This window comes from Adhaeribacter sp., from assembly GCF_057359045.1.
Genome location: NZ_JBMQUD010000041.1, coordinates 1 through 12,937 on the forward strand (window position 1 = coordinate 1; position 12,937 = coordinate 12,937).

General features: G+C 44.4%; 13 protein-coding genes and 1 pseudogene. 6 read left to right on the plus strand and 8 right to left on the minus strand.

Annotation, left to right across the window (positions count from 1 at the left end; all coding sequences use genetic code 11):
- Positions 1-205: 205 nt before the first annotated feature.
- The 6 genes and pseudogenes from ACO1R6_RS07125 to hflX form a co-directional block, all read right to left on the minus strand.
- Positions 206-850, minus strand: a complete 645-nt coding sequence (locus ACO1R6_RS07125) for a methyltransferase family protein (RefSeq protein ID WP_486263427.1) — start codon at positions 848-850, stop codon at positions 206-208.
- A 210-nt stretch (positions 851-1,060) separates the two neighbouring features.
- Positions 1,061-1,684 carry a hypothetical protein gene (locus tag ACO1R6_RS07130; RefSeq protein ID WP_486263452.1) on the minus strand — a complete coding sequence of 208 codons (624 nt, stop codon included), beginning with the start codon at positions 1,682-1,684 and terminating at the stop codon, positions 1,061-1,063.
- Between the two features lie 21 nt (positions 1,685-1,705).
- Positions 1,706-2,110: pseudogene (locus ACO1R6_RS07135) on the minus strand (polyphosphate kinase 1); the annotation flags it as partial.
- Between the two features lie 12 nt (positions 2,111-2,122).
- Positions 2,123-3,166, minus strand: a complete 1,044-nt coding sequence (locus ACO1R6_RS07140) for a polyphosphate kinase (protein ID WP_486263429.1) — start codon at positions 3,164-3,166, stop codon at positions 2,123-2,125.
- A gap of 131 nt (positions 3,167-3,297) precedes the next feature.
- On the minus strand, positions 3,298-3,792 hold the full coding sequence (locus ACO1R6_RS07145; RefSeq protein ID WP_486263431.1) for a SixA phosphatase family protein: 495 nt from the start codon (positions 3,790-3,792) through the stop codon (positions 3,298-3,300).
- A gap of 292 nt (positions 3,793-4,084) precedes the next feature.
- Positions 4,085-5,308 carry a GTPase HflX gene (gene hflX / locus ACO1R6_RS07150; protein WP_486263433.1) on the minus strand — a complete coding sequence of 408 codons (1,224 nt, stop codon included), beginning with the start codon at positions 5,306-5,308 and terminating at the stop codon, positions 4,085-4,087.
- 226 nt (positions 5,309-5,534) lie between these two features.
- Here hflX and ACO1R6_RS07155 point away from each other — a divergent pair, with 226 nt between their 5' ends.
- From ACO1R6_RS07155 to ACO1R6_RS07170, 4 genes are all read left to right on the plus strand, one after another.
- Complete coding sequence (locus ACO1R6_RS07155) at positions 5,535-6,692, plus strand: glycosyltransferase family 4 protein (RefSeq protein WP_486263435.1); 1,158 nt, start codon at positions 5,535-5,537, stop codon at positions 6,690-6,692.
- A 3-nt stretch (positions 6,693-6,695) separates the two neighbouring features.
- Positions 6,696-7,238, plus strand: coding sequence for a dTDP-4-dehydrorhamnose 3,5-epimerase (gene rfbC, locus ACO1R6_RS07160; RefSeq protein WP_486263437.1), 543 nt, complete (start codon positions 6,696-6,698; stop codon positions 7,236-7,238).
- A 101-nt stretch (positions 7,239-7,339) separates the two neighbouring features.
- Positions 7,340-8,047, plus strand: a complete 708-nt coding sequence (locus ACO1R6_RS07165) for a polysaccharide deacetylase family protein (RefSeq protein WP_486263439.1) — start codon at positions 7,340-7,342, stop codon at positions 8,045-8,047.
- A gap of 90 nt (positions 8,048-8,137) precedes the next feature.
- On the plus strand, positions 8,138-8,425 hold the full coding sequence (locus tag ACO1R6_RS07170; RefSeq protein WP_486263441.1) for a Sec-independent protein translocase subunit TatA/TatB: 288 nt from the start codon (positions 8,138-8,140) through the stop codon (positions 8,423-8,425).
- Positions 8,426-8,480: 55 nt separating this feature from the next.
- Here ACO1R6_RS07170 and ACO1R6_RS07175 read toward each other — a convergent pair whose 3' ends face one another.
- Positions 8,481-9,767, minus strand: coding sequence for a UDP-N-acetylmuramoyl-tripeptide--D-alanyl-D-alanine ligase (locus ACO1R6_RS07175; RefSeq protein WP_486263444.1), 1,287 nt, complete (start codon positions 9,765-9,767; stop codon positions 8,481-8,483).
- 41 nt (positions 9,768-9,808) lie between these two features.
- On the opposite strand from ACO1R6_RS07175, the gene ACO1R6_RS07180 reads away from it, so the two are divergent.
- The gene (locus tag ACO1R6_RS07180) at positions 9,809-12,037 is read left to right on the plus strand and encodes a T9SS type A sorting domain-containing protein (RefSeq protein ID WP_486263446.1); all 2,229 of its coding nucleotides are present in this window, start codon (positions 9,809-9,811) and stop codon (positions 12,035-12,037) included.
- A gap of 8 nt (positions 12,038-12,045) precedes the next feature.
- Positions 12,046-12,444 (plus strand): hypothetical protein, encoded by a 399-nt coding sequence (locus tag ACO1R6_RS07185; protein ID WP_486263448.1) that lies wholly within the window; start codon positions 12,046-12,048, stop codon positions 12,442-12,444.
- On the opposite strand, the gene ACO1R6_RS07190 is transcribed toward ACO1R6_RS07185, so the two are convergent.
- Positions 12,430-12,937, minus strand: a 508-nt coding sequence (locus ACO1R6_RS07190; protein ID WP_486263450.1) for a nitrilase-related carbon-nitrogen hydrolase, incomplete at its 5' end; no start/stop codon positions are given. The two genes, ACO1R6_RS07185 and ACO1R6_RS07190, sit on opposite strands and share 15 nt — an antisense overlap.

Below are 12,937 nucleotides of genomic sequence, written 5' to 3' on the forward strand. Positions count from 1 at the left end.
GTTATCACCGCCAATCTGTTAGCTTCAATCTAACTTTTTGCCGGTGAAAACAAATGGCAAAGTCAGACTTATATGAAATTTTCAAAACGCTGGTAGGTTCTAATTATTTTTTGGTAATGCGGCCCTACCCGTATTTAGCTGAAGGTGTTATTTACAGGAATAGCTAAATATTAACTAAACGGTTCGTGTATACCTTGATTAAATATTACCGGCCGGCAATATCTAATATTTTGGTGTTCTTTTTTAAGGTCCTTAAAACCAAAAATAATACCAGGCCAATTACAAAAATTATTTGCCAGAGTTTATCTACTTCTAAACGTTCTTCAGTTAGTAAATTGCTGTAGGCATTAATTAAAACAAAAGATACCACGGTCGCAAACAAGCCGTTGTATTCGCGTTTAAGTACATTCCGGATAGAGAAGTCGAGGGTAGAGGGTATCCAGCCGGTTAGGCGGGGTAAAAAAGCAGGCGTACGGCTAGCCCATTCTTCGTAGCGGCTGTTGTAACTCCGGCGCAAAAATTCTTCCTCGGCGTACATAATGCGCTCATAATAAATCCAGTACACCAGGGTGCAAATAACTACAAACCACCACAAGCCCAAAAACATAAACAAGCCCAGCCACATTAAAAAGTTACCCAGGTACAAAGGGTGGCGTACCACCGAGTAAATACCGGTTTGGTTTAAGGTTTCGGCTATTTGTTTTTCAGTGTTGCGACCCGAAGTACCTTTGGGCGTAGCGCCCACTGTAATGGCCCGCACAAACAAGCCCAGAATAGAAACCATAAAGCAGGTAATACCCCAACTGGTATCGGTAATGTAGCGATATGTAATATCCTCGTAAAAGAACATGACAATAATCGCAAAAAAATATAAAATTAAGGGAAGCCAACTTCTTCTCTTAAATAACCAGTTTCCGTTTTGTTCGAACTCTTCACGTAAAGGCATTTGCTAAATTGTTCCTAGTTTAATCTGTTAAATCTTTTATTTTAAATAAGTAGGGCTAAAATTAGCAAAAATATCTTAAAACGTTAATTTATTTTTATCTCCTTAAAGTTATATTTATTGCCCGGTTTGTTCTGATTGGGGCTCTTCGTTGCCGGAGGGCGTTTTTTCGTAAGCCGGATTTAATGCCTGTAAATAATAGTAGGTTTCGTACTGCGAACGGGTTTCGGGCTCGTTGCTCCGGCGCAAATATACATTGCGGGTGTTGCGGGCTTTTACGTTATCGTTTAATTGTAACTGAATAATGTGCCTTACTTCCTGAAACAGGTTGGGGTCGTAAATCGGGAATGCTGCTTCAATCCGGCGGTTTAAGTTGCGGGTCATCCAGTCGGCCGAAGCCACGTACAACTTTTCCTGGTTGTTGTTGCAGAAAATATACACCCGCGCGTGCTCCAGGTACCGGTCAATAATACTACGAACGGTAATATTTTCGCTCAGGCCCGGAATGCCCGGTATCAGGCTGCAAATACCCCTAACCAATAATTCTATGCGTACGCCGGCTTTGCTGGCTTCGTATAGTTTAAGAATCATGCGTTCGTCCTGCAGGGCATTCATCTTTAAAATCATATACGCGGGCAAACCTTTTTTAACGTTCCGGATTTCTTCGTTTATCAGGTCGTTAAACCGTTCGCGCATATTAAACGGTGCTACCAGTAAGTGTTTAAAGCGTTTGTTGGGCAGCCTATCAAAGAAGAATTGAAATACTTTTTCTACATCTTTAGTTAGCCGCACATCGCGGGTAAACAGGGCGTGGTCGGCATAAATATGAGAGGTTACTTCGTTGTAATTACCCGAGCTTAAATAGGCATAACTTACAATTTTACGGCCTTCCTGCCGGGTTACCAAGCCCAGTTTGGTGTGTACTTTATAACCTTCTACGCCGTAAATAACCGTAGCCCCGGCTTTTTGTAATTTGCGGGCCCAGTAAATATTCGATTCTTCGTCGAAGCGGGCTTTAAGCTCTACCACCACCGTTACCAGTTTGCCGTTGTTAGCAGCTTTTACTAGGGCTTTGGCTACTTTAGATTTATCGGCTACGCGGTACAGGGTAGCGCTTATGGTCCGGACAGCGGGGTCTATGGCCGCTTCTTCGAAAAACCGGATTACGTACTCAAAAGACTAGTACGGGTAATGCAGCAAAAAATCCTGGTGGTAAATGGCCTCGAGCATGCTCTTATGAAAGCGTAATTGCGGGTGCGGCAGGGTAGGTTGCGGCTCGTACGACAAGTGCGGCAGGTTAAAACCCGGAAACCCGAAAAAATCGCGGAAGTTGTGGTATTTACTGCCGGTAATTAATTCGTCGTCGGTAATACCGGTTTTAACCTGTATCATTTCTAGCAAACCCGCTGGCGTGGCTGGGTCGAAGAGCAAGCGGGCTGGATAACCTGTTTCGCGCTTTTTAAGGCTGCGTTGTATTTTGGCCATTAAGTTACCCGATACTTCTTCTTCTATATCTAACTCCGCATCGCGCGAAATTTTAATGGCATACGCATCGGCGTTTACATAATCCGGGAAAAGCTGGGGTAGGCAAAACCGGATTACATCTTCCAGGAACATAACAAAGTTCTGGTTTCCCTGCGACGGCAGCTTAACAAACCGGCCCCCATGTTTTTTTACCGGCACCTCCATTAAAACGTAAGCTTCGGGCGGCATTTGGGGCCGGCGCGGCTGCACCAGCCGGACGGCCAGGTACACCACCTGATCTTTCAGAAAAAAGTGCGGCACACCTTCTGATAAAAATACCGGGGTAAGGTAACTCTGCAGGTTTTCGGCAAAATAATGCCGCACAAACTCCTGTTGTTCGGGGTTAAGCTCTTTCTCGTTTAAAAGAAATATATTTTCCTGGCGCAAATCTGGTAAAATCTGGTTCCGGAATATTTCGCCGAGTTCGTGCTGTTGCCGGGTAACCTCTTCCAGAATATGGTCCAGTTCCTGCGACGGGTCTTCTTTTAGTTTTTGGAGGGTTTTCCGTTTAAGCTTAATCAGGCGTTTAAGCGTAGCCACCCGTACTTTAAAATACTCGTCGAGGTTAGAAGAAAATATAGCCATAAACTTAATACGCTCCAGCAAAGGCACATTGGAATCTTTGGCCTCTTGCAGCACCCGGTAATTAAAGGCCAGCCAGCTTAGTTCACGGTTAAATATTTTTTTATCTTTTTCCATAACAGTACTTTAAAACAAAGGCTTTTTCATGGGCAGCAGTTTGGCCGCCTACGCCATTGTATAGATTATTTATTTATAAATTAACTAAATATTAGTTTGTCGGTTTATTTAGCCACCCAAACACTAATTGGTTATTTATGATTTTTGGGAAAATCATAGAACTGGAACTGCACATTTTTGCGCTCAATCTCGGCCCAGGTATCGCAATTAAAAGTTAAGCAAACTACTCCGGCAGTGGGTATGGTGGGTACCAGGTCCGGCGACAGCATATTAGCCAGTTCGGTTATGGTGTAATTGTGGCCAACCAATAAAACTTTATCAAATTGGTTCGGAATATTTTTAATTATCGAAAGGAGCTCGTGTTTATTGGCTTTGTAAATTTCTTCTTCTACCGCAATTTTTTCGGGATCGTATTCGAGTTCTTTGGCTACTAAAGTGGCGGTGGTAAGGGCTCTTACAGCCGAGCTGGATAGCAGCAAATCTATGGTAACTTCTCTGGACATGAGTTCCCGGCCCATTAAAGGAGCATCTTTACGGCCCCGGTTGTTCAAAGGCCGGTCGTGGTCGCTTAAATCTTCAAAGTCCCAGCTCGATTTGGCGTGCCGCATTAAGTATAGCGTTTTCATAATTTATTTAGTCGGTATCAGGCAAATTATTCGTCTTTTACTCTTTTTTAATTAAAAAGATACCGATTAAACCCGCTGCTGCAGCTCTTGTTTCTATAAAGCAGTTATTTGTTTGTTAATTGCCTAAAAATCAAAAAGTATATACGTTGAGACGCAGGTGAAATATACCGGCAAAGGCTATTGTAGAACGACCCCAATTAAGGGCAGTTAAATTTAATTAACCGCCCTTAAGTTGTAAATAAGCCATAAAATAAGCAGTTCATTTAAACTACCCGGCAACCCTGATTTTGCGTTACTGATTGCTATTGTAACTTTCAACAGTTGGCAGCGGGCCGTTATTAGGGTAGCGTTCATAATGAATGGCTGCTACGCGCCGCACCAACTCTTCGCGCAAAGTATCGGTATTCATATTATTTTTAGCCGATATAAATATAGCCGGGGCGTGTATCTTGGCCATATACGTGGCTTTGAGTTCTTCTAAAGTTGGTTTAGTAGTGCCTTCGCCCATATCGTTTAGTTCATCTACTTCCTGGGTGCGGTATTCGTCTATTTTATTAAAAACGAGTAAAATAGGTTTGTCGCCGGATTCAATATCTTTTAAAGTTTGGTTTACCACTTCTATGTGCTCCTCAAACGACGGGTGCGAAATATCTACCACGTGCACCAGTAAGTCGGCCTCCCGTATTTCGTCGAGCGTAGATTTAAAACTTTCGATTAAGCGGGTAGGTAGTTTCCGGATAAACCCTACCGTATCGGAGAGCAGAAACGGAACGTTATCCAGCACCACTTTGCGCACGGTGGCATCTACTGTGGCAAATAATTTGTTTTCGGCAAACACATCAGATTTAGAAAGCAAGTTCATGAGTGTAGATTTACCCACGTTGGTGTAACCTACCAAAGCAACCCGCACCAGCTCAGTACGGGCTTTGCGTTGTTGGTAGTTTTGTTTATCCAGCTTTTCTAATTTATCGCGCAGCAAAGCAATTTTATCCCGTACTACCCGGCGGTCAGTTTCAATTTCGGTTTCACCGGGGCCCCGCATACCAATACCCCCTTTTTGCCGCGATAAGTGGGTCCAGAGGTTGGTTAAGCGGGGTAGGAAATATTGATACTGAGCCATTTCTACCTGCGTGCGCGATTGAGCGGTTTTAGCCCGCTGGGCAAAAATATCAAGAATGAGTAAACTGCGGTCTACAATTTTTACCTCTAGTTCGCGTTCTAAATTACGAACCTGGGAAGGGCTCAGGTCGTCATCAAAAATGACCATATCAATCGCGTATTCTTTAACAAAGGCTTTTATTTCGTCGAGTTTGCCCTTGCCCACAAATGTGCGGCTATCGGGGTGGTCTAGTTTCTGGACAAACCTTTTTACCGTTACGGCACCAACGGTTTCGGTCAGGAAAGCCAGTTCTTCTAAATATTCGTTTGTTTTCTCATCTGCCTGGGTTTTATTGGGTACCGCTACCAAAACAGCCGTTTCTTTTTCTTTGGCGGTGTCATGAAGTTTTTTAGCCATGTAAATATATTTTGGGTTATTTATTTTATAATCAAGCCCTTCTCTGCAAGCAAAAGCAACAGGCTGATAAAGTATACGTAAATGCTCATAGTAAAAGTAAAATTCCTTTTCCGAAACATTCTATAAAGTTGGTAACTCAGTTCGGATTTTGTAATATTATTAAAATAGAAATCCAAAAAATTAAAATAAGTATATTATATTTGCAGCCCGTAGGCCATTTCCTATTATGCGTATCGCAATTGTCATAAATAAATCTTGGAATATTTATAACTTCCGGATGGGATTGGTACGTACTTTTCTCAGGTTAGGATATGAGGTAGTCGCCATTGCTCCGGAGGACGAGTATTCGCAGCAGCTAATTTCTGAAGGCTGCCGGTACTATCCTATAAAAATGGAGAACAAAGGTACTAATCCGTTGCAGGATTTATTACTGACTAAACGTTTTTACGATACTTACCGGCAGGTAAAACCTGATGTAATTCTGCAGTATACCATTAAACCAAATATATATGGTTCGCTGGCGGCAAAACTGGCGGGTATACCTACTATTAACAATGTATCGGGGTTAGGAACGGTTTTCCTGGTCCGGAACATGGTTTCAAAAGTAGCCCTTAAATTATACAAGCTGGCCTTCCGGTTTCCGGAGAAAGTGTTTTTTCAGAATAAAGAAGACCGGCAGCTTTTTTTAGAACACCACCTGATTAAAGAGCAGATTACCGATGTTTTGCCGGGATCAGGTATTGATACCGAACGCTTTAAGCCGGCCCCGGTTTTTACCCGCAACAAAGATTTTACGTTTTTAATGGTAGCCCGGGTGCTTTACGAAAAAGGCGTAGTAGAGTACGTTGAAGCCGCCCGCATTATAAAGGCCCAGTACCCCGAAGTGCGTTGCCAGCTTTTGGGCGGTATCGATGAATCGGGTAATATTGGCATTAAACGCACCGTATTTGACCCCTGGGTAGCCGAAGGCGCGATTGAATATTTAGGCATATCTGAAAATGTAGCGGCCCATATTGCCAAGGCAGATTGCGTGGTTTTGCCCTCTTACCGCGAAGGCACCCCTAAAACCCTGCTCGAAGCTGCTGCCATGGGCAAACCCATTGTTACCACCAATGTACCGGGTTGCCGCGAAACCGTAACAGATGGCCAGAATGGTTATTTATGCGAAGTAAGAAATGCCGCCGATTTAGCCGAAAAAATGATTAGAATGTATCGCCTGCCCGAAGCAGAACTGGCCCGCATGGGAAAAGCCAGCCGCAAGTTAGCCGAGGATAAGTTTGATGAGCGTTACGTAATTGATAAATACCTAAGTGCCGTACGGGCCATAACCAAAAACGAACCCGCTTTAAGCCCAAAAAAAATCAGGCCATACTATTCATCTTAATTAATGGAGTTTAAAACCTTTACTATTGCCGGCGTTGTTGAAATTATTCCTAAAAAGTTTGGCGATGCCCGCGGCTATTTCTTTGAGTCTTATAGTTATAAAGTATTTGCCGAAGCCGGTATAGATGTAACCTTTGTGCAGGATAACCAGTCTTTATCGCAAAAAGGCGTTTTACGGGGCTTGCATTTTCAGCGCCCGCCGTACGCGCAGGGCAAACTGGTACGGGTTACTACCGGCAGCGTTTTAGATGTAGCCGTAGATATCCGGAAAAACTCACCTACTTACGGCCAGCATATAACCTGCCGGCTAGATGCCAGCCAAAACAACATGTTGTACATTCCGCCCGGCTTTGCGCACGGTTTTGTAGCCCTCGAAGACAATACAACTTTTTTGTATAAATGCACCGATTATTACCAGCCGACGGCCGAAGGCGGGATTATCTGGAACGACCCAAGCATAAATATTAACTGGAGTATTCAGGACCCGTTGGTATCAGCAAAAGATACGGTGTTGCCCCTGCTGGCCGATTTTGATTCGCCGTTTTAGAATAGATTTACTGGGTTGTGTAAAGCAGGTTAAAAGATTTTAGCCAGATAAACATTTATATAAATTGGTTAACCAGGTGTAAGAATAATAAGAGCAATGAAATGAAAAAGATTCTTTTGTTATTCCTTACGCTGCTAATTGCGGGAGCGCTATATAGTATTTCGAGATCTAAAACGTTTCAGTTTTTTGGTGAGGTTATCCCTCGGGTGAATACGCATGAAAAAGCTGTGGCACTAACGTTTGACGATGGACCTTCGGAGAAAACTGACGAAATTTTATCTATTCTTAGTGAATTAAATATTAAAGCTACTTTTTTTGTAAATGGCGCTGCCTTGGAAAAGCACATGAACGAAGGTGCAAAACTGGTGGCATCAGGTCACGAATTAGGCAATCATTCCTACTCACATAAGCGTATGATTTTTAAATCAATAGACTTTGTACAAAAAGAAATCCAAAAAACAGATTCGTTAATTAAAAGAACCGGTTATCAGGGCGATATTCATTTCAGACCGCCTTATGGAAAGAAGTTATTTGTCCTGCCTTATTATTTAAGTAAGCATAACCGGAAAAATATAATGTGGGATGTAGAGCCGGAGTCTTACTCCGAAGTGGCGAAAGACCCAGAAAAAATTGTGCAACATGTTTTAGGAAATACAAAACCAGGCTCTATTATTCTGCTTCACGTAATGTTTGATGATCAGAAAAAATCAATGCGGTCTATCAAAGGAATTGTTTCTGGTTTAAAGCAACAAGGATATATTTTTAAAACTGTATCGGACTTAATTCAAGAAAATAAATCCGGCATTTAACATGAACTGCTAAAAAGCATTAAAAAGATTTTAACCCAATAAACTTTTATGTAAATTGGGTAGTTATCTTACATATAAACGGTAAAAAATATGCATTTAAACGCAATTCTTCTTTTTCTAGGCGATATAGGAGGAGGAGAGCTTATGGTAATTCTGTTGGCTATACTGGTCTTGTTTGGCGCAGATAAAATTCCGGGCCTAGCCCGCACTTTTGGCAGCAGCATTCGCCAATTTAAAGATGCAACCAACGGCATCCGGAACGAGCTGGAACGCTCTATTAATGAGGAACCCCAGCGCCCCAAAGCTATTCCGCCTGTACAAGTGCCTGCCAATCCGGAACCAGACCCTGAAATTGCAATTGAACAAAAAGAAGCATAAATAAAAAGCCCTTGCCAACTGGCCAGGGCTTTTTATTTATTAGCCTTCTCGGTGTTTACAGCACTTCCAGCAAGGTTTCCAGACCCATGCCCCGCGAACCCTTTATCAGAATATGGGTGTTTTGTACCGGGTTTTGCTGCAGCCAGGTTTGTAATGCTGGTTTGGTGGCAAAGTAAATTAATTCGGGATGCTGCTGTGCGGCTACGCTCATTTCTGCTCCGCACAACACGGCTTTATCGAAACCCAGCGTAGAGACCAAATCGCCTAATTTCTGGTGTTCTGCCGGGCTATCGGCGCCCAGTTCAAACATATCGCCCAGAATAAGCATTTTGGCGGAGGCTTGGGCTTTGGCAAAATTATTAACAGCAGCAGCCATAGAAGAGGGGTTAGCGTTGTAAGCATCCAGCAAAATGGTATTACTACCCTTCTGAACCACCTGCGAACGGTTATTGGCCGGCGCATAAGCCGTAATACCCGCATTTATTTGTGCCAGGGGCACCTCAAAATATTTGCCTACACAAGAAGCAGCCGCAATATTTTCAAAATTATATTCCCCAATAATTTGCGTTGTTACCCGCTCGCCATTCTCAGATTGGTACACCACATACGGCGCGGCTTCGAGGAAAGTAGCCTGGAAATAATCGCCGGAAGCGGGGTACATGATTTTGTTTTTAAGCCGGCGGGCCAAGCGCATGAGGAGCTCGTTCTGGCTGTTTACAAATACGGTACCGTTGTGCTGGTCCAGGTGCAGGTACAGCTCACTTTTAGCCCGGGCTACGCCTTCAAAACTGCCAAAGCCTTCGAGGTGGGCTTTACCAATATTGGTAATCAGGCCGTGGGTGGGCAGCGCTATACTACACAAAGCGGCAATCTCGTTAATATGGTTAGCGCCCATTTCGATAATGGCCATTTCGTGCTCCGGCCGAATGCTCAGTACCGTTAGCGGCACCCCAATGTGGTTATTCAGGTTGCCCCGGGTGTACAGGGTATGGTATTTTTGACTTAAAACTGCGTAAGTAAGTTCTTTGGTAGTAGTTTTACCGTTGCTACCCGTAATACCAATAACCGGTATGGTAAGCTGTTGGCGGTGGTGCCGGGCCAGGTCCTGCAGAGCCTGTAATGTATCGGGTACTACCAAGCAGCGCTCCGAGGCGTAAGCGGGATCGTCTACTACGGCATAAAGTGCTCCTTTGGTTAAGGCTTGTTCGGCAAAACCAGCACCCTTAAAATTGGGGCCGTTTAAAGCAAAAAACAAAGATTGCTCCTGGTCGGCGCGGGAGTCGGTACTAACTTGCCGGCACTGCTGGTAAATTTTGTAAAGCTGCTCCGTGGTTGTAAGCATATTTAAAATTTATTTATTAGCTGAATTTTTTATTTCCGGATATGAAAACATGGTTACTTGCCTTACACATAAGTATTTTCTGGCTCTGCGGTTTGCGGGTAGCCGGGCAGCAACAGTACGAGTTTCGTTTCAGGAACGATGTAAAAATAGTTATTGATTCTGAGACGATAAAAAATCCTTGGGCAGGGGGTATAAATAGTCCGGTTTTTTCTAAGCTAGAATTAAACAACGATGGCACCGAAGACCTTTTTATTTATGACCGCACCCTAAATAAAATATTTACTTACCTGGCGCAAAATACCAATGGGGTGTGGCACTGGCAATATGCCCCCGAATACGAGCTTTTATTTCCGACCAATTTATCTGACTGGGTGCTGTTACGCGATTTTAACCAGGATGGCCACAAAGATTTATTTACCAAAACCAGCGCGGGTATAAAAGTTTATAAAAATATTCCCGACGCCAATGGCTTGCCAACTTTTACTTTGGCTACCGATTACATCAGGTTTAACAATAATATTAATTTACAGGTAAGCGGCGATAACCTGCCGGCTTTTGTAGATGTAGATAACGACGGCGACTTAGATATTTTAACTTTTGATTTTTCTGGTAGTACTACCATTGAATATTACCGCAACCTGCGCGTTGAAGAAAGTCTGCCGGCTGATAATTTAAAATTTACTCTAGCTACCAACCGGTGGGGCAATGTTACCAAATGCGAGCATGTATGCAACGGCTACGTGTTTAACGGCAGTTGCCGCACCTCCGGCACTACGGGTACCTTGCACAACGACGGCATGGCTTTACTGGCCCTGGATCTGGATGGCGATAACGATAAAGATATTTTAGTAAGTGGCGATGCCTGCCCCGATTTAGCCCGCATGACCAACAGTGGTAACCTCAGTACGGCTACTTTTACGTCGGCTGGGTTGCAGTTAAATTTTCCCGAAAACAGTGTGCGGGCCAGTTTAAATTATTTTCCGGCCGCTTACCACGAAGACCTGGATTTTGATGGGAATAAAGATTTGCTTGTAGCGCCATTTGTGCGCAACAACACCGGCGATAATGTAAATTTTAGTCAGTCGGCGTGGTTTTACCGCAACACCAGCACCACCAACGTGCCGGAATTTGCTTTAGCCCAAAAAGATTTTCTACAGGCCGATATGCTCGATATAGGTGAGCAAGCCGCTCCGGCGTTGGCCGATGTTGATGCCGACGGCGACCTGGATTTGTTGCTGGGTACCCGCCAGGGCCGAATCTGGTTTTTCCGGAATGTGGGCACTACAGACAAAGCCATTTTTGAGCGCGAAGCAACTGATTATTTAGGTTTGGCCAATGCAGGCTTCCGCGACATAAAACCCCAGTTTGCCGATGTAAACAGCGATGGCCGTTTGGATTTGGTGCTGGCCGTAACTATTGGTTCTACCGGATCTATCCGGTATATTTTAAATACAGCGGCGCCCAACCAGCCATTCAGTTTTAATATTGCCAATATCCAGACCATTAATGTAGGCCGGTTTATTGGCGATGTGCCGGCTTTTTATGATGTAGACCAGGATGGCGATCAGGATTTAATACTAGCTACCAATGCACTGGCTTCTGCTACCAGCGGGGCACTGCGGTTTTACCGCAATACCGGCAGCGCCGCTAATCCGGTGTTTATCCTCGAAAATGAAAATTTTGGCAACATCGAAACCGAAATAACCCGGCAGAATATTTATCCGCTAATCGTGGATTTAAACAAAGACAATAACCCCGAACTAATGTTGGCCGACGACAAAGGCGAAATAAGAATTTACGCTAATTTCCGGCAGAACTTAACCAGCACTTTTACCCCGGTGTCTGACCTGTTCCGGAACCCGCAAACAAGTACCTTTGGCTCGGCCCGGCTGGGTAGCGGCCTGGCCTTAGCGGCCGCCGACCTGGATGGCGACGGCGTACCCGAAATAATGGTCGGAAGCCGTGGAGGCGGCCTATACTACCTGGGGCAGCAAGCGCGCGGCGTATTAGGAAACCCCGACGAGCCCGATAAAGATCCGGTAGCACTGGTGCTGTACCCCAATCCGGCTACCCACACGGCAATTCTGTTAAGCCCCGAAGAGATTACGTATACTGTATTTAACCTGGCTGGCCAGCGGGTTACAACAGAAAGAACGCAACCAGCCAAAAAACACGAAATAAATGTATTGGGGTTAAAACCGGGCATGTACATTGTGCGGATAACAAACCTGGCTAGCCACCAAACCAGCCGTAAACTAGTTATCAAGTAAAACAAAATATGCAGGCTTTTATTCAGGTAAATTTGGGCTTGCCCACTTTTTATGATTTTCAGCAACCGATAATAGCTTTATTAAAAGAGAAGTTGCCCGCTTTGGTTACGGTTGATTTTGATGCCAACTCCGACGAAATGCTTATAGCCCAGGGCTGCCGGTTGGTGCAGGATGCAACGCAAGCCATTATTTATTTTAAAGTAGCGGTTCCCGATGTAGAATTGGGTGGTGCTTTTCGCTTGGTAGAAACCATTATCCGGGAAAACAAACCTATGTTGTGTTTGCTGGAAGGAACCCATACCCGCTTACGGGGAATATTAAAAGCCCGGCCGCATATACAGTTGCAGGAAATAAATAATTCCGCCAGTATTCCCGACCAGGTAATGTCGTACTTACGTCAGGGCTAACGTAAAATCATCGGCATCGAGGTTGGCCGGAAAACTTTGGCGATACTGCTGCAAATTTTCGTAAGAAAGTAAAACCGTGTGGATGGCTTCGTCGTGGGCCTGGCTCCAGATGGTTGCGCCGGTAGGGTGGTAAATGCCCGAATCGCCGGCATATTCGTGGCCGTTGCCATCTTGCCCCACCCGGTTTACCCCCACAACGTACGCTAAATTTTCAATAGCACGGGCTGGTAAAAGGCTTTGCCAAGCCAGGCGGCGTTTGGCCGGCCAATTGGCTACGTACAAAAGTAAATCGTAGGCGAATTGGGTGTTCCGGCTCCAAACCGGAAAGCGCAAATCGTAGCAAACCAACGGGCAAATATGCCAGCCCTTTACTTCAGCTACTAACTTTTGCGTACCGGCCGTATAAATATTGTCTTCGCCGGCCATCCGGAATAAATGACGTTTGTTGTAATATCTGTAGTGGCCGCTGGGGTACACACAAAGCAAACGGTTA

What these genes read in the sequence shown, in the direction of transcription:
- ACO1R6_RS07125 (WP_486263427.1), bottom strand. Translation starts at nt 850, where the DNA reads ATGTTCTTTTACGAGGATATTACATATCGCTACATTACCGATACCAGT.
- ACO1R6_RS07140 (WP_486263429.1), bottom strand. Translation starts at nt 3,166, where the DNA reads ATGGAAAAAGATAAAAAAATATTTAACCGTGAACTAAGCTGGCTGGCC.
- ACO1R6_RS07145 (WP_486263431.1), bottom strand. Translation starts at nt 3,792, where the DNA reads ATGAAAACGCTATACTTAATGCGGCACGCCAAATCGAGCTGGGACTTT.
- hflX (WP_486263433.1), bottom strand. Translation starts at nt 5,308, where the DNA reads ATGGCTAAAAAACTTCATGACACCGCCAAAGAAAAAGAAACGGCTGTT.
- ACO1R6_RS07155 (WP_486263435.1), top strand. Translation starts at nt 5,535, where the DNA reads ATGCGTATCGCAATTGTCATAAATAAATCTTGGAATATTTATAACTTC.
- rfbC (WP_486263437.1), top strand. Translation starts at nt 6,696, where the DNA reads ATGGAGTTTAAAACCTTTACTATTGCCGGCGTTGTTGAAATTATTCCT.
- ACO1R6_RS07165 (WP_486263439.1), top strand. Translation starts at nt 7,340, where the DNA reads ATGAAAAAGATTCTTTTGTTATTCCTTACGCTGCTAATTGCGGGAGCG.
- ACO1R6_RS07170 (WP_486263441.1), top strand. Translation starts at nt 8,138, where the DNA reads ATGCATTTAAACGCAATTCTTCTTTTTCTAGGCGATATAGGAGGAGGA.
- ACO1R6_RS07175 (WP_486263444.1), bottom strand. Translation starts at nt 9,767, where the DNA reads ATGCTTACAACCACGGAGCAGCTTTACAAAATTTACCAGCAGTGCCGG.
- ACO1R6_RS07180 (WP_486263446.1), top strand. Translation starts at nt 9,809, where the DNA reads ATGAAAACATGGTTACTTGCCTTACACATAAGTATTTTCTGGCTCTGC.
- ACO1R6_RS07185 (WP_486263448.1), top strand. Translation starts at nt 12,046, where the DNA reads ATGCAGGCTTTTATTCAGGTAAATTTGGGCTTGCCCACTTTTTATGAT.